The sequence below is a fragment of the Streptomyces sp. TLI_55 genome (assembly GCF_900206255.1).
Taxonomy (GTDB): domain Bacteria; phylum Actinomycetota; class Actinomycetes; order Streptomycetales; family Streptomycetaceae; genus Streptomyces; species Streptomyces aquilus.
The window spans coordinates 5417650-5437340 of sequence record NZ_OAOJ01000001.1; the positions used below are offsets into that span (position 1 = coordinate 5417650).

20 protein-coding genes are annotated in these 19691 nt (G+C 64.7%); 8 read left to right on the forward strand and 12 right to left on the reverse strand.

Going from position 1 to position 19691, the window contains the following annotated elements; translation table 11 throughout:
• The first annotated feature begins 11 nt into the window (after positions 1-11).
• Entirely contained in the window at positions 12-575 is a 564-nt protein-coding gene (locus CRP56_RS24990) for a hypothetical protein (RefSeq protein ID WP_097267543.1), read from the forward strand.
• Between the two features lie 25 nt (positions 576-600).
• Here the strand turns inward: CRP56_RS24990 and CRP56_RS24995 are convergent, their stop codons facing one another.
• The 6 genes from CRP56_RS24995 to CRP56_RS25020 all read right to left on the reverse strand — a co-directional run bounded on the left by CRP56_RS24995 (position 601) and on the right by CRP56_RS25020 (position 6188).
• Positions 601-1998, reverse strand: a complete 1398-nt coding sequence (locus CRP56_RS24995; RefSeq protein ID WP_097274430.1) for a PE-PGRS family protein — start codon at positions 1996-1998, stop codon at positions 601-603.
• 187 nt (positions 1999-2185) lie between these two features.
• Entirely contained in the window at positions 2186-2887 is a 702-nt protein-coding gene (locus CRP56_RS25000; RefSeq protein WP_143664935.1) for a hypothetical protein, read from the reverse strand.
• A gap of 363 nt (positions 2888-3250) precedes the next feature.
• Positions 3251-4024, reverse strand: coding sequence for a hypothetical protein (locus CRP56_RS25005; RefSeq protein WP_097267547.1), 774 nt, complete (start codon positions 4022-4024; stop codon positions 3251-3253).
• Positions 4005-4313, reverse strand: a complete 309-nt coding sequence (locus CRP56_RS25010; RefSeq protein ID WP_257040990.1) for a hypothetical protein — start codon at positions 4311-4313, stop codon at positions 4005-4007. Before CRP56_RS25010 ends, CRP56_RS25005 begins: the two co-directional genes overlap by 20 nt.
• A 19-nt stretch (positions 4314-4332) precedes the next feature.
• Complete coding sequence (locus tag CRP56_RS25015) at positions 4333-5829, reverse strand: C2 family cysteine protease (RefSeq protein ID WP_097267551.1); 1497 nt, start codon at positions 5827-5829, stop codon at positions 4333-4335.
• Positions 5829-6188, reverse strand: a complete 360-nt coding sequence (locus CRP56_RS25020) for a hypothetical protein (RefSeq protein WP_097267554.1) — start codon at positions 6186-6188, stop codon at positions 5829-5831. Before CRP56_RS25020 ends, CRP56_RS25015 begins: the two co-directional genes overlap by 1 nt.
• 318 nt (positions 6189-6506) lie before the next feature.
• Here CRP56_RS25020 and CRP56_RS25025 point away from each other — a divergent pair, with 318 nt between their 5' ends.
• The 3 genes from CRP56_RS25025 to CRP56_RS47185 all read left to right on the forward strand — a co-directional run bounded on the left by CRP56_RS25025 (position 6507) and on the right by CRP56_RS47185 (position 10861).
• The gene (locus CRP56_RS25025) at positions 6507-7496 is read left to right on the forward strand and encodes a hypothetical protein (protein ID WP_143664936.1); all 990 of its coding nucleotides are present in this window, start codon (positions 6507-6509) and stop codon (positions 7494-7496) included.
• Positions 7497-8067: 571 nt separating this feature from the next.
• Positions 8068-10182 carry a hypothetical protein gene (locus CRP56_RS25030; RefSeq protein ID WP_097267558.1) on the forward strand — a complete coding sequence of 705 codons (2115 nt, stop codon included), beginning with the start codon at positions 8068-8070 and terminating at the stop codon, positions 10180-10182.
• A gap of 13 nt (positions 10183-10195) precedes the next feature.
• Positions 10196-10861, forward strand: coding sequence for a hypothetical protein (locus tag CRP56_RS47185; protein ID WP_143664937.1), 666 nt, complete (start codon positions 10196-10198; stop codon positions 10859-10861).
• A 22-nt stretch (positions 10862-10883) separates the two neighbouring features.
• Here CRP56_RS47185 and CRP56_RS25035 read toward each other — a convergent pair whose 3' ends face one another.
• Both CRP56_RS25035 and CRP56_RS25040 read right to left on the reverse strand, forming a co-directional pair.
• Positions 10884-12035, reverse strand: a complete 1152-nt coding sequence (locus CRP56_RS25035) for a hypothetical protein (RefSeq protein ID WP_143664938.1) — start codon at positions 12033-12035, stop codon at positions 10884-10886.
• Between the two features lie 185 nt (positions 12036-12220).
• On the reverse strand, positions 12221-12553 hold the full coding sequence (locus CRP56_RS25040) for a hypothetical protein (protein WP_097267562.1): 333 nt from the start codon (positions 12551-12553) through the stop codon (positions 12221-12223).
• A gap of 663 nt (positions 12554-13216) precedes the next feature.
• Here CRP56_RS25040 and CRP56_RS25045 point away from each other — a divergent pair.
• The 3 genes from CRP56_RS25045 to CRP56_RS25055 all read left to right on the forward strand — a co-directional run bounded on the left by CRP56_RS25045 (position 13217) and on the right by CRP56_RS25055 (position 15960).
• Positions 13217-13795 (forward strand): hypothetical protein, encoded by a 579-nt coding sequence (locus CRP56_RS25045; protein ID WP_097267564.1) that lies wholly within the window; start codon positions 13217-13219, stop codon positions 13793-13795.
• Positions 13796-13872: 77 nt separating this feature from the next.
• Complete coding sequence (locus CRP56_RS25050; protein ID WP_257040992.1) at positions 13873-14631, forward strand: hypothetical protein; 759 nt, start codon at positions 13873-13875, stop codon at positions 14629-14631.
• 87 nt (positions 14632-14718) lie between these two features.
• A complete protein-coding gene (locus CRP56_RS25055; RefSeq protein ID WP_097267568.1) occupies positions 14719-15960 on the forward strand; it encodes a mucin-2 in 1242 nt (413 codons plus the stop codon).
• A 42-nt stretch (positions 15961-16002) separates the two neighbouring features.
• On the opposite strand, the gene CRP56_RS25060 is transcribed toward CRP56_RS25055, so the two are convergent.
• From CRP56_RS25060 to CRP56_RS25075, 4 genes are all read right to left on the reverse strand, one after another.
• Entirely contained in the window at positions 16003-16182 is a 180-nt protein-coding gene (locus CRP56_RS25060; protein WP_097267570.1) for a hypothetical protein, read from the reverse strand.
• Positions 16183-16335: 153 nt separating this feature from the next.
• A complete protein-coding gene (locus CRP56_RS25065) occupies positions 16336-16866 on the reverse strand; it encodes a DUF3093 family protein (RefSeq protein WP_097267572.1) in 531 nt (176 codons plus the stop codon).
• A gap of 120 nt (positions 16867-16986) precedes the next feature.
• On the reverse strand, positions 16987-18066 hold the full coding sequence (locus CRP56_RS25070) for a hypothetical protein (protein WP_373559677.1): 1080 nt from the start codon (positions 18064-18066) through the stop codon (positions 16987-16989).
• Complete coding sequence (locus CRP56_RS25075; protein ID WP_097267576.1) at positions 18063-18734, reverse strand: hypothetical protein; 672 nt, start codon at positions 18732-18734, stop codon at positions 18063-18065. The genes CRP56_RS25070 and CRP56_RS25075 overlap by 4 nt, the downstream gene beginning before the upstream one ends.
• Positions 18735-19169: 435 nt before the next feature.
• On the opposite strand from CRP56_RS25075, the gene CRP56_RS25080 reads away from it, so the two are divergent.
• A complete protein-coding gene (locus CRP56_RS25080) occupies positions 19170-19553 on the forward strand; it encodes a hypothetical protein (RefSeq protein ID WP_097267578.1) in 384 nt (127 codons plus the stop codon).
• The last annotated feature ends 138 nt before the right edge of the window (positions 19554-19691 follow it).

The following is a 19691-nucleotide window of genomic DNA, read 5'->3' on the forward strand; positions in this document are numbered from 1 at the left end:
CGGAAGCTGTCATGAGCGACTTCGCCTTCGACCTGACCCCGCTCACGGCGGACGGCGTCCAGGGATACCGGGGCCGCATCGGTCCCCTCGGGGATGTGGAAGTGCGCTCGGTCCTCGCGGACGGAAACACCCATCACAACCAGACGGTGCTGGAGGGCGAGCGTTTCCCCGAGACCGTGTTCAGCGGCGGCGGCACCGGCGGCGTACCGTCCCTCGACGGCGGCTGGTTGCAGATCGACGGCACTCCCGTACGGATCGATCTCCGGGTCAAGGGAGTCCGTAAAGGGTCGCGCTGGCTGGACATCCGGCACCTGGATCGCGCGTACACCTACCGTTCGGCGGGTGCGGGCAGGGAAGCCGTACTGAGCCGGGGGCCGGTCTCCGTCACGATCGGCCGCGCGGTCGGAAAGCCGGGCGTGGAGCGGACGGGCCGGGCCGAGGGCGGCGCGGACGCCACCGACCTCGCCATCGCCCTCGTCCTCGAACAGGTCGACACCGCGAGCCTCACCCTCACCGGGGCGCTGCTGGCCATTCCGCGCAACTTCCTCATGGGGAACGGCCGGGACGAGGGCTGACGTAGGGGCAGGGGGCTGTTCCGCGTCAGAACCAGTTCATCGGATTCGCCTTGGACTTGGCGATGCTCTTCCCCAGGTCCTTCGCCTTGTTCCCCACCCAGTCCGCGGCCTCGCCCGCGCCCTTCTTGATGTCGTCCCAGTGCTCGACGACCTTGGCGCCGCCGTAGATGAGGCCCGTGCCCACCGCGAGGCCGATGGTGATCGGGTTGGGGGCGATCATGGCTGCGGTGAGGGAGGCGTTGAAGCCGACTTCTGCGACGTCGGCGACGTATCCCGCGCCGTTGCGCTTGAAGGCGTCGACCGGGTTGCCCTGGGAGATGACGTTGGCGGCGCTGAAGCCGGTGGAGAGCACGCCGCCGACGATGCCCGCGCCGCGCAGGAAGCCGGCGGTCTTGGCGGCGGCGCCGAGGCCCGCGCGCAGGCCGCCCGTCTCGCCCGCCGCGCTGGAGGCGTTGGAGAAGACCTTGAGCAGGCTCGCGTTACCGGCCCGCGCCACCGGCTGCCCGGCATGCGTGAGCCCCCCGAACGTCTTGGCGACCTCGTCGGAGCCGACCACGAAGTCGACGGCGGTGTTGAGGCCGAAGCTCCGCATCAGCGGGGTACTGCGGGCCCAGTTGTACGCGTTGCCGATCAGGTCACCGCGCAGACCGCTGGTCAAGGGGACCCGGGTGGCGTTCTGGTAGAGGCTGCTGCCGGAGGCGAGCCTGCCGAGCTGGCCGGGGAGCCAGCTGCCGGGGGCGCTCAGCGAGCGGATCTTCGGCGCCCACTTGATGAGACCGTTGCCCGCCGATCTGATGAGCCCGTTGTCGGAGCCGCGCAGGACCACTCCGAGCCGGGTCTTCCAGGTACGCAGCGCCCCGGCCTTCAGGGAGTTGCCGAGCAGCGTCTTGGTGAGCGAGGTGCCCTGGATGGTGACGACGGCGGTGGCGGCGGTCACCGACCCCCAGTCGCCGTAGAGGCCGATCATGGTGGCGATGGTCTCTTCGTGCGGCTGAAGGCCGGGTATCTCGGAGATCGCGTGCGCTTCGAGCCGCTCGATCCAGTCCGCCAGGGACTCGTCGGGCTGCCGCTTGAACTTGTAGGCGTTCGGATCGTCGCTGGCCGCGACCGAGTTGGCGAGCAGAAGCGCGTCCGGGCCAAGCCCCTCGCCCTTGTACTTCTCGATGTCCTTGGCGCTGAACCCGGCCCAGAGCAGACCGGCGTTGGGGTCGCCGCTCTCCAACCGGGCGAACGTGGCCCGCTTGCGCAGATCCGGCGCCGTGTCCGACACCCACGACCGCAATGGCTTGAGCGAGGCCACCTTGCTCGACACCCCTAGCCGGGACGCCCGGGTGAACGCCTCGTCCACCTTGTCCTGCAGGCCACCCCTGCCGTCGAGCAGCTTGGCCAGCTGATCGAGGTCGTCGGGATTGACGTTCCTCATGACCATGATTCATCCCCCTCAGTCATGTGCCGACGCGGGCCGCGGGTCGACGTGCTCATGATAGGAGCGCGGTGGGAGTGGACCGGGGGCCGGTTGTGGCGAAATGGTGCGCGTGAGGTGTGATCACCGGGCGCGCACGCGAGTTCGGTCACGTGGTGCGGTACGGCCGCCGCGAGCGCCCGGCGGCTCACTGATCGCCGACGAGCGCAAACGCGAAGGCCAGCCGCCGGTCGATCCACTCCGCTCGTACGGTCACCTCGGCGCTGCCCTGCGACACCATGACGACCGTGTCCTCCGCGCGCCACTCCAGCGTGCGCGGCTTCGAAGGCTGGTCGCCGCCCTCCGCGCCCAGGTCGCCGATGGCCCCCAGGACACCGCCGATGAACTTCCCGGCCGCGCGCCCGGCGATCTCCTTGGCATCGCCGCTCACCCATTCGTTGAGGCCGCTGACGGGCGGGTGTCCGGGCTGCTCGATGCGCCAGGTGTGCTTGAAAGGGCGCCGCTTCGGCGGCACCCGCGTGAGCGTCCCGAGCTCCTGCCCCTGCCCGTCCCGTACGACGTACCGTTGCTCCCCGTCGACCTCGACGGCGGGTTCGACGTAGCAGAGCAGACGCGATTCCCCGGCGTCCTCGTACAACGTGTGCGCGGCGGGTGCGGACAGCCCCGGGCGCGGGCCGGACGCGACGAACGCGCACGGGGCCATGACCCGGAGATCCTTGGGCCCCTTGGCCACCCGGACCGCTCGCTTCCCGAAACCGAGCCGCTTGCGCTTGGTGGTCACCGGACGTTCGATGTCGGAGACGACGAACGTCCGGACATCCGCCCAGTCCACCGGCTCCACCGGTGGCTCCTCCGCCTGCCTCCTGCCGAACGCCACTTCTGCCTCCATGGCCGTACTGCCCATCGGGAGCCTCGACTCTATCCGCGGCCCGCGCACGGCCCGCTCAGCGCCCCTTCCCGCGGATGGGCAGCAGCGCGTAGGCGAAGACGAGGCGACGGTCCAGCCCCCCGCCCTGACCAGGAACCGGTCGTGCCCCTCTGACGTCAGCACAAGCTGATCGCCGGCCTGCCACTCGACGACCCGTGACGCGGCGGGCTGGGCACCACCTTCCGCGCGCCGTGCGGCACCCGTAAGGCGCGGACGCCGGTCCCCGGACGCTTCCGCCTGCCCCGAGCGGGCCGCTCCCCGTCAGTGATGATGACCTCCCACGCGTCGGCCCAGGGGACGACGGGACTGTCCCCGCTCACCCGCTCACCCGCTGGTCCGCGTCATCCGTACGGCGTCGTCCGTCAGCTCCGAGATCTTGAACTGCACGCCCGCGAACTCGACGGTGTCGCCGACCTGGACGTCCTTGTAGTCGGCGACCTGGACGGCCGCGCAGTTCGCGCCCAGGGCGGCGGTCCGGGTGTCGGTGTCGATGTACGAGACCGTGATCGACAGGCCGGTGGGGAACTTCCACACGCCACCGTTGTCCAGCACCGACTGGGTCTCGCCCTTCGCCGGGAAGCCCTTCGACGCGGCGGCCAGGACCTCCGGGGCGGTGGTGAAGCAGAGGCCGTTGTCCGCCTCGCCGCCCTGTGATGCGAGCGACTTGGGGGCGGCGGCGAGGGTGGCCTTGTCCTTGGCGTCCTGGGGCTCCAGGACGACCCGGTACGAGCAGATCTGGCTGACCGTGTAGGCGTGCCCGCCGACGGTGATCTTCTGCCCGGCCTTGACCGTCTGCTGCTTCTGGCCGTCCTCGTACGTCGCGCCGTCGCGCAGGGTCGCCGTACGGGTCGTACCGTCGGCGGTGGCGGCGGCGTACCGCACCCCGCCGCCCGGCAGGCGGAACCCGCCGCCGCGCAGCACATGGACGCCGCCGGCGGGGGCCTCGCCCACGCACACCGGGCCCTTGTCCTTCGCCGCCTGGGTGGTCGTCGCGGTCGTGGGCGTGTCGGCCGGGTCGTCGCCGGATCCGCAGCCGGTCAGCGCCAGCAGGGCCGTGACGGCGCCCGCGATGCCGTACTTACTCGCCGGCCTGAGCACCGGTCGCCTCCTCGTTGCTGTCGGTCACGCGCTCCAGGACGACGTGGGTGCGGTACTCGACCTCCGTGACCCGCCAGGTGTCGCCGGTGATCTCGACGACGGAACCCGGGGTCAGCTCGTCGTACTCGGCGAGGGGCCGGCCCTCTTGGCTGACCTGGATGCGGCCGTGCACCGACGGCTCGCGGAAGATCGTCGCCACGATGCTGTGGGAGCGGCCGTCGTGCTGGACGTCGTAGGGAACGTGGTAGCGGAGCACCCAGCGGCCGTCGAACTCGAAGGGGTACTTCACCTGTTGTTCTTTTCGTGCGTTATGGGGCATCGAACGCCTCGGCTCCCCCGAAGTACTTGTTGAACTCCTCCTGCGACACCGTAATCGGCGGGTATCCCGACACGCCCCACGGGTTGCCCAGGATGACCTTGCCGTCGTCGGTGAAGCCACGGACGTAGTAGGCGTGGTTGGAGTGGTAGACGTTGCCCCACTCCTGGGGATGGTCCTTGTCCAGCTTCTCGTCGGCGGGCGTGGAGACGGTGACGACCTTCCCGGAGTCGAACGCCTTCTTCAGGCCCTCCAGGCTCTTGTCCTCGTGCTCACCGATGCCGAGGAAGCCGCCGCTGGTCAGGTCGTCGCCTTCCCGGCCGGTCAGATACGGCGCGGACTTCTTGGGGTCGTCGCCCTCGATGCCGCCGTAGCCGCGCTCGTCGTCGCCGTCCTCGGAGTAGACCATCGCGAAGGCCTTCTCGTAGTACGCAGGCCAGGACTCGCCGTTGCCGTAAGTGCTGATCGGGTTGCCGTTGCGGTCGGTCGGCAGATCGGCGGTCATGGTGACCCACTGGTAGTTGCCGTTCTTGTCCCAGACACGGACGCTGACCGTGCCGTTCGGGTTCTGCTTGATGCCTTCCTCGATGAACTTGGGGTCCTTCTGGGCCAGTCCGGCGAGCGAGGCGACGTACCAACAGTCCCCGAACTGGCGCTGGTTGACATCGTCCGGCGAGACACCTTCGACGATCAGCGGGTCGGAGGGCGTCTGCCAGTGGATGCCGTTGTTGGTCTGGCCGTTCTGGTTGTTGCCGCCCTCCTCGAACGCGCCCGTGTTAGTGAACGTCGGCTGCGTCCCGGGGAACGCCTTCTGGAACTTGTCGAAGTTCTCCGGGCTGATCTTGGACAGCATCCGGCTGAGCGTGGCCCGCCGGGCGTCCTCTCCGAGACCGTTCTCGTCGAAGGGGTTCCAGAAGGAGTCGTCGGTATCGGTGAGGAGTTGGTTGTAGAAGGCGAGGTCTTTGGGGGAGGCCTTGGAGACGACCGCGTCGAGCTCGGCGGCCGTCAGCCCGTCCAGTTCGCCGGAGATCTTCTCCAGGTCGTCGTGGTTGCCGTTGCTCCCGAAGTCCTTGCCCTGGAGCTCCTGGAGATGCTTGAGCGCGTCGTCGATCTTCTTGGCGTCGGGTGCGGACTCGTCGAGGAAGAGGCTTCCGTCGCTGACGGGGTAGCCGCGGTCGGCGAGTTCCTGCAAGCCCTCTATCTGCTTGATGCGCCGCTTCATGGAGGCCTGCATGTCACCGAGCTCACCGCCGAGCGAGCCGGGCAGGCGCCGACGCCCACCGAAGATCCCCGGCATGGGGATGACGTCCCCCACCAGATCCTGCAGATCGGAGTTGTGCGACGCGCGCTGCCCGCCGGGCAGATTCTGCTGGGCGCTGGTCAGCACGGCGGCCAGGTCGGAGTGCAGCCGCCCGGAATGCCCCGCCAGCGTGTCCAGATCCTTGGCGAGCGCCGTCAGCTTCACGGCGTCGAATCCCCGGAACGCCATCAGTTACCGCCCCCCGTCCCGGCCTTGGCCTTGTCCTTCTCCTTGGCCTGCCGGTCCAGTTCCTCGGCCTGCGTCTCCCACCGCGTGGCATCCGCGAGCAGAGCGGTGGCCATGCCGTTCAGCGTGCTCTGCCGCTTCTGCAGCGTCACCGTGCACTCGTCGGCGAACGGCCCCTGCCAGATTGCCCCTTCATCACCGTCGATACGGAACGCCGCGGCGCGGGGCGTCGCCTTCTTCACGGCGTCATCGAGATACGGGCCGAGGCGGCGGGCGATGGACCGGGCTTCGCGCGCGCAGTCACGCAACTTCGCTGCCCGCCTCTTCAGTTCGGCGGGGTCTTCGCCGTCTGTGGTGGCCATGTGTGGTTCCTCCCCCGTTGACTTCTGCTGCGCGGTCGTCGGTTGTGCCAGTTGATCAGTGACCGGGTGACCCGGTGACCCGGTGACCGGGTGACCCACTGACTCAGCGACTCTCTGAATCCATTGAATCCACTGATCCACTGATCCACGACGTTGCCGGTGAAGCATATGAAGGGGGGCAGAGATGGTGAGGGTTGGGGGCTGGAATCTCCTTGACTGTCACACGGTCGCCACATGGCGTGGGGCGGCAGTCGTGAGAGGCTGCACGCCGGCCAGGTGAGGGGGGTTCCGGTGGTGAGTCGGCGACGACTTCAGCAGGTGGGCGGCACGATCGCGGCCCTGGTGGTGCTGGGCGGCGGCTTGCTGTGGTTCAAGGAACACACGCCGGCCGATCAGATGGCGGAGATGTGCGGTGGGGTGCTGCCTGTCGACGAGATGCTGGAGCTGACGGGGACGACGGCACTGGGCTTCGACCACGCTGACGATGACCTTGAGCTGGATACCTGGCACTTGACGGCGGCATCCGGTGTGGCGGAACCGGAGGGGCTCTCGGTGGCGTGCCGGACGAACACCGGCATCGAGGTGTTCATCCAGACGGCTGACGGCACCAACGATCCGTACTTCCTCTCCTCCCCGAGGGATGACGCACTGCCGCTCCCTCTGGGCGCCGGATGGACGGGTTTTGTCATGGGCAGCACCGTCTCGGTGCTGCTGGACTGCCCGGACTGGGGCTCGCGGCAGGGCGGCGGGATCCTCGTGACGGCCGAAGCGGAGGGCGGCTCCCGTGCGACGGTGGCCCGGCTCGCCACCGTGGCGGCTGAGCGGACGGCAGAGCGCACCGGTTGCGGCGGAGAGACCGGCGCGAGGATCACCCGGATCCCGGGCGACGCCGGCGGCCGGAAAGTTACGACCGACGAGGCGACGGGCACCTGCGCGACACTGCGCTCGCATTCACGGATGCGCGAGACGGCGGCGCCCGGGACCTCTCCGCTCGAAGAGTGCGTGCTCGGGGAGGAGTTGGTGCTGCGGGCTTTCTACGGCACGTTCATTTCCGAGCGGGACAGGTATGGGGAGTACGGAAGCTTCCGAAAGCCGACGGGGGACGACTCCGGCGGGGCGTGGGGCTCCGCCACCGACTGCCAGGGGCTGTTCGGCACCGCCGTGTACGAGCTCCGCACCATCGACGACGGCGACCACGACCTGGTCTCAGACCCGCTGACCTCGGCGGAGCGCGACGATCTGCGGCGCTTCGCGGAAGGGTCTGCTGAGCGGCATGGGTGTAGGGGGCTTGTGCTGCCGGGGGCGTGAGTTGACCGGGCCGGCCGTCGGTGGGTGAACGGCGACTTCGGCTGGTGCCTCTGCTGACTCCACGTCCGCGGCGGGGCGATGGAGGCGAACCCGATCAGGGATGCCAGCGCCGAGGTGGCGGCGTCTTCAGCAGGGTGAAGCCGTGGTGGCGGGCCTGGTCTCGCCTGAGGCGCGACGCTCGGACCTGTTCCTGGGCGTGGAACGGCACCGACTTCCCGTCCTGTAATAGGGACGGAGCTGTGTGTGAGGGCTGTGGAGGCATGGGCAGATTCTGTGGTTCCTTCGCAGCGGTTGTCCGGAGTACGGCTACTCACCTGGTTCAGGGCTGGCGAAGGCAAGAAACAGTCGTCTGCAATATGCGTTATATGTATGGTGCGACTGAAGTAAACGCAGGCGCTTGTTGATGTCGATGGACTAAAATCCGACGATCCGATGCAATCGTGTTGCTAGAGGTTGAAGCGTCGGCAGGCGAAGAACTGGGGTGACGACACTGACAGGTGGCCCTGTGGAGTAGTCGGCTAACCGCAATCACAGCGCAGCAGCGAATTATACGTGAACGGGGAACAGAAGCATGGCTGGAACTGGCAGCGGAGATGGACAGGGCGTCTTCTCGGGCATTGATGCGAAGGCACTCAAAGACACCATTGACTCAGTGCGGCGAGATCAGGACACACTCCAGAGTCGAGCCTCCTATTACAAGGCACAGCTTGCCTACTATGGGGTGGGATCCGAAGAACTGAGTGATGTACTACGGGTAGCAGACTGGGCCAAGCATGAGTTGCCCTTGCTAACGAGGCGCTACCACCTGGCAATGAACCTGGAAGACGATCCGTACCCAGGATTCAAGGGCATGGTGAAGATCGACGAGAGTAAGGTCGGTCAAACCGCACAGGCGCAATCCAACGGTAAGAAATTGGGCGAGGATTTCAAGAAGAAACTCGATAACGGGGAAAATATTCCCCCGGAATTGTTTGCCGATCTCCGAGCCAATAAATCTGACGCTGACTACTTGCAGGCATTCTATGATGCTCTCGGTCCGAAAAGCGTTTTGTGGTTGTCCAATGAAATGGGCGACGACTTCAATGAGCAATACAAGGATCATCCAGACCTTCGAGAGAAGGACCGTCGGATCATTGCCGAGACCTTCGGAGTCTACACAAACGTTGCGTTTGAAGGGGAGACTGAAAAAGAAAAGAAGCGATTGTGGAACAAGTGGTTCGATGACTCGGCGATGGATAAATATGACGGCTTCCGGCCGGACCGTCTAACGCCATTCCTGAAGGGCGGATCCCTCGACAAGGATTTCCTCGTTTCCTTCGGTGACCGAGTTTTCAGCAAGGATGCAAAGAGCAGCGAAACCCGCTTTTTTGGGAATGGCGGACTTGGCGAAGGGGAATGGGCCAAGGACAACTATCAGCAGCTCTTCTCTGCTATCGCGAATAATCCTGAAGCTGCCGGTGAATGGTTTGATCACAACAATGAAGCTGCTCTGAAGATGCTCTATCCGACGGGCCCGTGGAAGGTCGCCGAGCCGAAGGAGCGCGGCAAGGCCTTCTTTGAGCTGCTTAATGCTGCAACGGTGGAAGTGAAGCAGACGAACCCATCACTGGCAGAAAAGAACACGGCACGGGTTCTTTTTGGCAATTATCAGCATCGAAACGGATCCGACACCAAGGGGCTGCATCCAGTCGCAGGAACCCAAGCGCTTTATGCGAGCATCATCGGGGCGTACTGGAATGACCTCGAATACGGTGTGACGTCACCCGTGAGTAACTCGTTGTGGGGCAATGATTTCGCCGCCAAGGGCGAGGAGAAGTACCAGGACGCTACCAAATGGAACCTGAAGGACTACCTGAGCAGTCAGGACGCTGGTCGTCCCGGGCTCGAAGCAAACGAAAAGGTTTGGCGTGCCCTGATGGAGGAGTCGGCACGCGACCCCGATGCTGCCGGAACTCTGAGCGGATTCTTCCAGTCCTACGACAAGAAGATGCTGGACCAGGCGTACGCAACGCATGAGAGCGGCGAGAATGCAGGCGCTTACGCCTCGATGAAGCGTGGCATGATGCAACAGTTTTATGTCACGACCTTCAAGACGGCATCGACCGAGCTTGATATGGACATTGACAAATGGGTCGATGACACGAATAAATTTCGTGAGTCCATGATTAAGTCAGCTGGCGACATCGCAATGGGTGCAACGGGAGGCGCTGGACTCGCTGGAGCGAAAGGTGCAGCTATCGGCGTGGCCTACGGAATGGGGTCGGATCTGGCTACGGGATGGATCACAGACCTCGCCAAGGTCGATGCCAAGGATGCTCCGAAGGGGCTGAAGGAGGCCTTCAAAGGAGTCAAAGAAGCGACAGCAGACTTCTCTTGGCAAACGGATTACCGGAACAATGCTTACGCAGCATGGAAGCATCACACGATCGAAACGGTGACTATCGTGACAGAGGGGGAGAAGGGAGGAGCTACTACCAAGGAGTACACCGGTGACCCCAAGAAATATGCCAAGGGAGCAGGAAATTTCTTGGACAAGAACGGAGAGATCATCGAATACTCCGAAATGACAAGTGCTCAGCGCACTGCTTACAGTAACTGGCTCCAGGATCCGGCAGTGGTAAACGCGGTATGGCCGGAATTTTCGACAGGCCGGGACGGGCGGGACTACCCGGGACAGGATCAATGAGGAGGCAGGAAGCGTGAAACATACCGTCGGGGCAAAGGTAAAGCTGGTCTGCATAGCCGTAGGCCTGCTGAGCGTCTCAGCTTGCGGATCGGAAGATGTACAGCCATTGAGCGAGGCGAAGCTTTCACAGGCTGCGCTGGCAGATGGAGATGTGTCCGGATATTCGTTTCGGGAAGTGGAAGTCTCCAAGGGAGACGATTCCGTCAAGATGGACAAGGAATCGTGCACACCCATCGCCGAGGCGATTTCCCCGGAAAATATTGCATATCAGGACCGTCTGATTCGGCGAGGGATCAACAAGACACCGACCGGTTCGGAGCGTTCAGAAGCCAGCTATCAGCTCGTACTGTTCAGTGAGTCGTCGGGATCTGCCGCTGACAAGACTGTAGACGAATTGAAGAAGGCTGTATCTGCTTGTGCGGAAGGTTTCGCCGCCACTCTTTCCGGAGAGGCGAGCGAGATCCGTCGCGTGATCCTCAATAAGTCCCACTTCGGCGACAATAGCGTGGACTTCTCATTGGAGTATCGCACGGGCATGAAGATGCGTTACGCAGTGGCAGCCAGTGGTGCATCCTTGATCGATTTCGCAGCTTCGGATCAGTTTGCTCATACGTTCATCGAAGTGCCGACTGATCTTTTCGATGCACAGAAGAGCAAGCTGGAAAAGGCGCAGAAATGACATGGAGGGATCTGTCTGAGGTCTACTTTTCTTCGGGCAATTCCACCTGCAGTACTGCAGTTAGCTGGTCTTCCGCAGACTCCTTGGTGCCACTAGTGGACTCCGCTGCGATGTAGAGCGACGTGCCGGAGGCGGCGATGCCTTGCACCCCCACTGCTGTGGGGGAAACCTCTCCCGCCGCGACCCGGTAGATCGCCTTTCCTCCCACCAGGTTCTCAATGAAATCTTTCTGTGACGCGGATTTGTCTCCGCCCCAGCGGTACTCGCTGGAAAAAGGAGGGGAGTAGGTTTTCTGTGCGTCGGTATAGAAGACCTCTCCTCGCTCAGAGGTAACGGCCAGATCGCCTCGCAGCTGGTCGAGGGCGCTTTCCCCGATCTCGGCATCAAGTGCGCGCCCCATTTTTTCGAAGGGTGCGCCGGCTTCAGTGACCTTGTCCGGGGCCTTTGCGCCTACCAGCGGGCTCAACGTGCCGTCTGCGTTGATGTGTACCACTCCGGGCCCCGTCCGCCAGTAGAGCCCATGTTCATCGGCAGCGAGCCAGCCGGAGTTCCAAATGTCGGGCACCAGAACGGCCTTGGCCTTGGTACCGGCGGCAGGAGCGATCCCGTTCTGGACGGCGGGGTTGGACCGCTTCAGCGACTCGCCGTCCTTCGAAGACCGCCCAGCGATGAGCTCTACTGCATCACCACTGATCTTGTGTACGAACGAGCCCCGGTGCCCCAGTGTGATCTCGTCGCCGAAGTAGACAGAACCATCCTTGGTGACAGTGACTCCCGTCACTTGGCCGGTGCAGAAATCGCTCAGCTTTGTACTGTCGGCGGTGGAAGTATCTTTTTTGCAGTCTGTATCGACGATTTTGGTGGCGCTCCCGCCCGGGCTGACTTTCCAAAGGTCGCCTGTTGCAAGATAGATGGAGCCATCAGGCGCCACTGCCGCCTGCTCCGCAGTTTGATTGCCCATTTCGGAAATTGGAATTCGTTTAGCAGCGCCGGATGCTTCTCGGTACCACATGACCATTCCCTGGCGCTCCTGAGTGAAGAGATAGACCGCGCCATCTGTGGTTGCGGCAATTCCACGGAACTTTCCACGGATCGCCAGCTTGTCTCCCCGGACTTCTCCTCCGGCTGTTGTGCGTGTCGCCGTCCCGCCCCCGAGGATGAAGTTGATGTTCACTGGCGGATTATCTGGGCCTCCGGATGTCGCATGATAGATTCCGAATGCAGAGGCAGCGGCTACTGCAATGCTGAAGCCGACGATTGCTTGCCGTCTGCGAGGTGAGGAACCGAAAAGCATTTACTTCTCCACTTCCCTTCTTAAATGAAACGAGAAATCGGCCGAACCGTCTGTAATGTGCCTGACTAGTACATGCGCCTGTTGCGGTTCATTGAATTGGCTTCCTCGGGTGTGACCTTCTCCGGCATACTGTTGATTTCGCGCTGGATGGCCTCAAGCACCTTATCCATGCGGCTACGTACCTTCTTGCGTTGGCCAGTCACATCCAAGTTCCACTTGTCGGCGTTCTTCCCCACCCAAGATTTAGACGAATCGCGTCCTCCATTTCCGATGTCCGAGGCCGCCTTCTTGAAGGCGTCGGTGAAATCGCCTAGCTCTTTCTCGAGTTGCCCTTTAAGTCGCCTAAGCCTCTCTCGTTCGGGATTGTCCACCTTCGGCTTGCTGTCTTCGGTTCCCATGTTTTTCCCCGTTTGGGCCGCGCAGACGGGAGCGCGGGCTGGATGAGTGACTGCTGCCTGAAATCGACAGACTCGGCAGTGGACCGCTCAGATTTCCTGGACGGTGATGCTTTGTGTGGTTGCGCAGGCGCTATGAGGGCGTGCGACATCGGCGCTGGTCCGACTGAACCAGGTGACTACGGTTCCGACGCCCGCGGTCTTCCCCTTGCCTGCGGGGCCGGCCTCCCCGGTGCTCCACCCTCTCGGTGGCAGGGGTGCGGTTACGGCAAGCGGGGCAGCAACGGGCAAAGAGCGGCTCTTCACAGTGAACTCCCCGTAAGACACAAGTTCAGTCAAGACGTCTGACGCTATCGGTGAGGTTCCCGGTTTCGCCAGAGCGAACTTGCCTGTGAAGGAGGGCGTATCAGTACATATTGGGAAACTTGTGATGCGGCCCGTGTCTTGATAGGGCTCGAACGGGCGAGGTTCAAGTGTGGGCTGGCGGGCTGCCTTCTCGCGGCCCCCCGGGGCACATGAACGGTGGAGCCCGGGGCGATTATTCGCTTTGATTGCCTCCCCTTTACGATGACTTGGTGCCGGCAGGGTTCGGGACTGTGTCCGTTCTGTCGCTGTCCGGCCGTCTATTCCTTGCTGGCCGACGGCAAAACGGGAGGCGTCAGGCGTATGAGTGAGGTCCTGTTCGAGCTGCAGCGTGCGGCGTCCGGCAGAGGGGCTCGTGGCGAGGTGCTGATGTGGGTGGGGGAGGTCGGCGGACTCGGTGCGGTTCGGCTGGCCTTCCCCACGGAGTACAGCGACTATCCGCCGGAGTACTGCGAGGTGGCGGTGAGTGGCGACAGCTTCCCGCTCGTCACGTACCTCGGGCTCCGGTATCTGCGGCGGCCCTTGCTGGCGCGGGGTGGGCTGAACGTCGACTGGGATCCCGCAGAGTTGTCCCGGCGTGTGTGGTGGCCCGGGAAGAAGGGGCGCGCCCTGCGGATTCAGGTCAAGGGGCGATCCTATACGTATGTCCAGAGCGGCGGCAAATGTGCGCATGAGCTGGTGCGGAGCGGGGCTGGTGTGCGTATGAAGCGGTCCAGTTGGCGGAATCCGCGCACGATCGCCGGGGCCTGTGTCGGCGAGGCGGACGCGCTCGATATCGGCGTCGCGCTGGTTCTCGAGGGCGTGTACACGCGGAACTTGTCGGTGGGCGGTGCGCTCGTGTCGTTGCCCGGGCGTTTTGTCAATCGGTTCAACGACCTTTAGTTCTCAGGGGAAAAGCAAGAATGCCTTCCATAGATGCGGCTCGGCGGCGGCTGCGACTGGCTGATTCTCATGTCAGCGTGCTGGGACTCCTCGTGGAGGAAGGGCAGGTTCCTGGCGAACTCGCGCAGGCGCAGACCGAGTTGCGGGACGCGGGGATCCTGGACGGCGACGACAAGATCGTGGCCGATCTCTACCCGCTCGTTGCCACGCTCATGGAGCCGCATGTCATCGCCCGTGTCGAGGTGACGGGGCCGGGCGGTGTCACGCGGAGCGGAGCCGTCGTCGGCGACGACTTCGTCTTCACGCACGAGAACTGGCCAGGTGAGGCGGAGTCGGAGTACGTGCCCGCCGAGCCCGAGACACTTGTCTGGGCACTGGCCAGGATGGTCGACCTGCACCGGGACTTCACCGACGAGGTCGATTCCGATGAGGCGATCGAGTCGACGATGGGCGTGCTCGACCAGGTGATCGTGCGTATGGAGGCCGGCGGGTTCGAGGAACCGGAGGCTGTGGCCGAGGCGGCCGGGGCGCCCGTACGGCTGGCCGAGGTGCTGGCCCAGCTCAACTGCATGTGGCGGATGACCGTGGTCTGGAACGGCCCGGGGGAGCGGCAGGACGACGGCGGTGGCGGCGGACTGGTCGGACGCGCACTGTCCGTGTGGGACTGCGGAGTTGAGGGGTACTGGCTGCGCGAGCTGCCCGCCGAGCCGGTTGTCGACGGGCAGGTGGACGCGAGCAGTGCGCTGCGGGTGCGGCGTACGTCGGCCAAGGAGCTCTGGCAGCTCATCACGAATCTGCTTCCGGACGCCTGGCAGTTCGTCTCCGGGCGGCCGTAGTCGGCTCTCGCAGCGCTGTGCGGCGCCCTGGTCGTCGTACGGCAATCACTCCTGCGCGCAGCGCACCACATGATCCACGGGGGAACGATGAGCGACAGCTCGAAGAGGATGGCCAATCCGGATGATCTTGAGCATCTGGCCAAGCTGCTCGACGGCAGAGGGCATCTGAAGGACAAGCTGGACGAGGCCTTCACGCGGGCGTCCCAGCTGGCTGTGACGGACAAGTTGGCCTCGCTCAAGCCGTTGCGGAACTGGACCGATGACACGGCGGTCGACCTGCGGCGGCGGTCGGGCATTCTGCGGGCGGAGAAGGGGGATCCCAAGGCCGCGGCGCTGTACGCCGGTTTCTCTCCGGAGGAGATGAAGGGGGCTGACCTGCCGCCGGACGCCATGCTGATCGCCAACGCGTCCGTCGCGAACGGCGGTGCGTTCGACCCCAGTTGGCTGAAGCGGCAGCCGGGTGAGACGTACGCGGACTGGTTGCAGCGCATACCGGTGGACGCCATCGGCAAGGTGAGCGGTGACGAGAACATCGGTGAGGTGGTCGGCGACTACATCCAGATCACCGCGATGGCCTCGACCGTGCCGGGGGCCTTCAAGATGACGGCCGCGGGAACCCTCGCCCTGATCAAACGCTTCAAGAGCGGGACCTTCCTGAAGGCACCGGGCACCACGCTCGCCCAGATCCTCAAGGGGCGTGCTCCGTCCTACATCCCTTCCCGGATAGCCCAGTTGGGCATGAGGATCGGCACCCGTACCCCCACCGTCGTCCTCGACGTGCTCACAGGATCCGACAGACTCGCCCAGCTCCACGGCGGCAGGCTGTACGCCTGGGAGGCCAATCTCCTCAAGGTCGGCAAGAACGCGGGCACCGCCGCGCGCGTCGCCGGGGCCGGCCGGTTCGGGGCCTTCGCATCCGGGGCCGGGACCGCGCTGCGTACGGCCGGCTGGTGGCGGGCCGCCGGTGTCGGGGGCAGCGCCGTCTCCACGGTCATCGGCGCGGTCGACGTCATCCAAGAAGGCAACCCCGTCGAGGCCTTCAAGCGCGACAAGGCCGGCTACGTCGCCAAGGTCTCCGGCGTCGCGTTCAACGCCTCCCTCACGGCCGCCATGGTCGCTCCCAACCCCGTCACCATCGGGGCGGCCGTCGTCACCGGGGCTGTCTATGGGGTGGCGACGATCGTCGACAACTGGGACACCGTGAAGCAGTGGCCCGGGAAGGTGGCCGACGCGGGGGCTTGGGCGGGGAAGAAGCTTGGGGAAGGGGCCGGGAAGCTGGCGGATGGGGCGAAGAGCGTGGGCAAGACCATCGGGGGGTGGTTCGACTGACGGACGAGGTGATGTTGAGGCGGCGGGAGCCCGGTGCTGGTTTCAGGATGCCGTATTGATCGCTCCGACCGGGATGCAGTTGTCGCCGGAGGGCAACTGGCAGAGGGTGGCGCCGGTCAGGTGCGCCTTCTTCGAGACGATCTGCCAGACCCAGTGGTAGTACACGGTGTTTGCCCGCAGGGTGCCGGCCGCCAGGTCGACGCCCGGGGCCGTGGCTGTCACAACCGGCCATCGCGCTGATGGCTACAGCTATGGCGCACGCCCACCGCTTGGACGCGTGGGTGCGTTTGTCACTGCCCACAGTTGCCCTCCCCGGGACATCACCTCAGTAGGGCGTCGATCGAGTCGCTGCCGCAGTACAACCAGGGCACGGGGTCATGGGTTTGGGTGCATCGTCGGCGTCGCCTGCGCCAGTGCGGTGAGGAAAGACGAGCGATTGCGGGTGGCGATGGAAAGCGGCTCGCCCTGTCGGGTGCGGATGACGACGGTGTCCATGCCCATGGGGGCGCTCCAGCCGCCGCCCACGAGGCGGGGAGCGCCGTGGTCGGTGGCGCGGAGGCCGGGCACGGGTGCGTCGATCGTGTTCAGCGACGCGGCGTACCGCTGAGCGGCCGTGGGGTTTTCGGCGGCGGCTGTCTGGATCGAGGTGGGGTCGATGGTGGCGAGGGGGATGCGTTCGCGGCCTACGCGGAGGGTCTGGGCGTCGATCTGGATGCGGTGGTAGATGAACTTCGAGATCGGGATCGCCAGGCAGGGGAGCAGTAGGAGAAGGAACAGCGCGCTCAGGCCGAGCCAGAGGCCGAACTCGTCGGGGAGGGTGCCTACGCCCATGTATCCGATGCCGAGCAGGTAGAGGGCGATGCAGATGGCGGACCAGGTCTTGGGGGTTTTCTCTTCGTAGTGCATGGTCCCTTTTCGGGGTAGCGGCGGTGGTCGATTGCCGTCCTGTTCGCGGTCACGCCCACGCCCACGCGCATGGGGTGCGGGCGCGTGGGCGTGGGGCTCAGTGCGAACTGTGCTGGCGATTCAGCGGTTTACGGCCTGGATTTCCTGGACGGTGATGTCCTGGGTGGTTCCGAAGGTGCCGTCGGGGAGGTCGCCGCCGGTGCCGCCGGTGCCGGTCCAGGCGATTTGCCAGGTGATGGTGGCGCGGAGTTTGTAGGTGCCGTCGCCGGAGGAGCGGAGGTACTTGAGGCCGCAGGGTGGGGTTTCGTGGGATTTGCCCTTGGCGTACGGTTCGCCGATCGAGCCGTCGGTGTTGATCGTGCACTCGCCCGAGGCTGGGTAGGTCTGGGCGTCGTCGGTGCCTGGCTCCAGCTTCAGGGACACCGGCTTGGCTGTTGTCGTCGCTTGGATGTTGAAGCCGGGGACGTTGATGGCGGCGGTGGCCTGGACCTCGTTGAAGGTGGCTTTGTCGAGCCAGGCCCAGGTGGGGAGGTTCACCTTGGTCGTGGCTGCGGGAGCGAGGGTGACCTTGGTGTCCGGGAGCGTCATGTGCTGGTACGCCAGGGCCGCGAGGATCTCCGGCTTGATCGCCTCTTCGTATTGGGGCGGCGGGGGCTCGCCGTTGTCGACCCAGAAGGGGATGTCGTTGCAGGAGCTGCGCTTGAGAATGTCCGGCTCGTTGGGGTTCTCGACGCCGGCCCAGAACATCCCCTTGCCGTCCTTGTCGACGTTGTAGTCCTTGTAGCCGGGGGTGTCGGTCCAGCCGTACTCGTCCTCGTAGTGGCGCTGCAACTCGCCGATGGCCGTGCCCGCCGTACCGCCCATGCCGGGGGTGTTCTTGGCCTCGTCGATCGACTCGGACATTTTCTTCTTGAAGTCCTTGGCGCCGAGGTAGGGGGCGTACCAGCAGGGCGGGGGCGTCCAGTTGACGTCGGAGGACGTTACGTTGCCGGTGCTGCCGTTCTTGGTGACGGAGCCGGAGTACTGGATCTCCGCGACGGCGTGAATGCCGGTCGAATCCCGTCCGCCCGACTGCTCCGTGCTGGCGCCCTCGTCCTTGCCCGTCGGTCCTGCCGCGTAGGCCGGTTGCGCGAGGGTGACGAAGCCGAGAGCCAGAGTCAGGGCTGCGGTGCCGATCAGTATGCGCTGCTGTCCGCTCACTGGCACTTCGCCGCCTTGGTCTGGACGTAGACCTTGGACGCCTGCCACAGGTCGTCAGCTGTGGGGTACTTGGTCATAATGATCTTGAAGTAGTCGAAGTCCTTGATGCTGGGCTCGGTCTTCAGGACCTTTCCGGTCTTGATCTCTTTGCCGTAGAACTTGGTCGAGTCCACGCAGAACGCCACCTCCACGGCTTGGTCGTTCGTGGTGGACCGGGTGCTGACGTCGTAGTGCCGCTCTGTGCCGGTCGCCGTCCAGCCGCCCTTGATCCAGGCGTTGATCTGAACCTCTCCGTAGTGGAGCCCGTCGCCAGTGGCGTACGTGGTCAGGGCTGCGTCCTTCGTCGTGCGCTTGTCGATGCCTCGGTAGATGGCTCGGAGGAAGTTCGCGGCGTCATCCATGGCCGCTGCCTCGTTCTCGTCCTTGGGCTTCGGCCAGTCGAAGACCATGGTCAGGTCTTTGGGGAGCGACAGATCCACCCCGTCCGGCTTGTCCTCCGTCGGTGCCCCCGAAGCCGACGCCGACGCCTTGGGCGTCTCCGAGCCCTGGTCGGCGCCTGCGATCTTGTCGTTGTCGCTGGCTTTGTCGTCCCCGCTGCCGCAGGCAGTCAACAGCAGTGCGGCCGTTGCCGCGAGCGCGGCAGCAACGGGCAAAGTACGGCGCTTCACAGTGAACTCCCCGTGAGACATAAGTTCAGTCAAGAGGTCTGACGGTATCGGTGGGGTTCTCGGTTTCGCCAGAGCGAACTCGCCCGTGAACGGGGGCAATCCAGGGCGTATGGGATGTCTGTGGGTGTGAGCTGTGTCCTGATCGTGCCCAAACGGGCGACGGCCTTGGGTGCGCTGGGGAGGCGCATCCAGGGTCGTCGTTGCGGGTGTTCCGGTTCGCTGTCGCGGCACCCTGCATCTCGGGTACGTGCCCGGCGGGTACACCGACGACTACGGCGCCTGTTCCGTGCGCCCGTCGGCGGTGATCTCCAGCCTGCCCCGGTCCTCGGTCCCCAGTTCCCGTTCGGTCTCGCGGCCGTGCTCGGCGTGACGATCTAGAGTTGCAGGCTGCAGAGCTGCGAACTGCGAACTGATGGCACGGCACATGGAGACGGAATGCGGAAGAACAGAGTGGTGCATGGGGTGCTCGCGATGGCCGGGGCCCTTGTGCTTGTTGTCGGTGCGACAGGGGCGGCCAGCGCCGCGGACACCACGTTGACGTTGAAGCGCAGTGGGCACACGCTCGGCACGATGACGCATCTCGACCCCGACCCCGACACGTTCCGGGTGTGCGACAAGCGGGCCGATGGGCACAGCGTCACCGGGAAGCTGTACATGTACACGGCTGGATGGCAGCTGAAGGAGACGAAGTCGGATGGTGGTGACGCTGGTTGCGATTACTTCGACTACAACGTCGTTCCCTATGTCGCCAAGTACATGATGAAGCTGTGCCGGACTGGTACTGACATCTGCGTTCAGAAAGAGTTCACCGAGGACTGAACTGAGATGAAGAGTTCTTGACGGCGTACGTGGAGCGGCCCCACCCCACATTGATCCGCACGATCTGCTTCACGCTGCGCTCGTCGGGTTGATGCGGCTCGGGGAGTATTGGTCAGCGTCGCCTCCGCCGTCACCGTG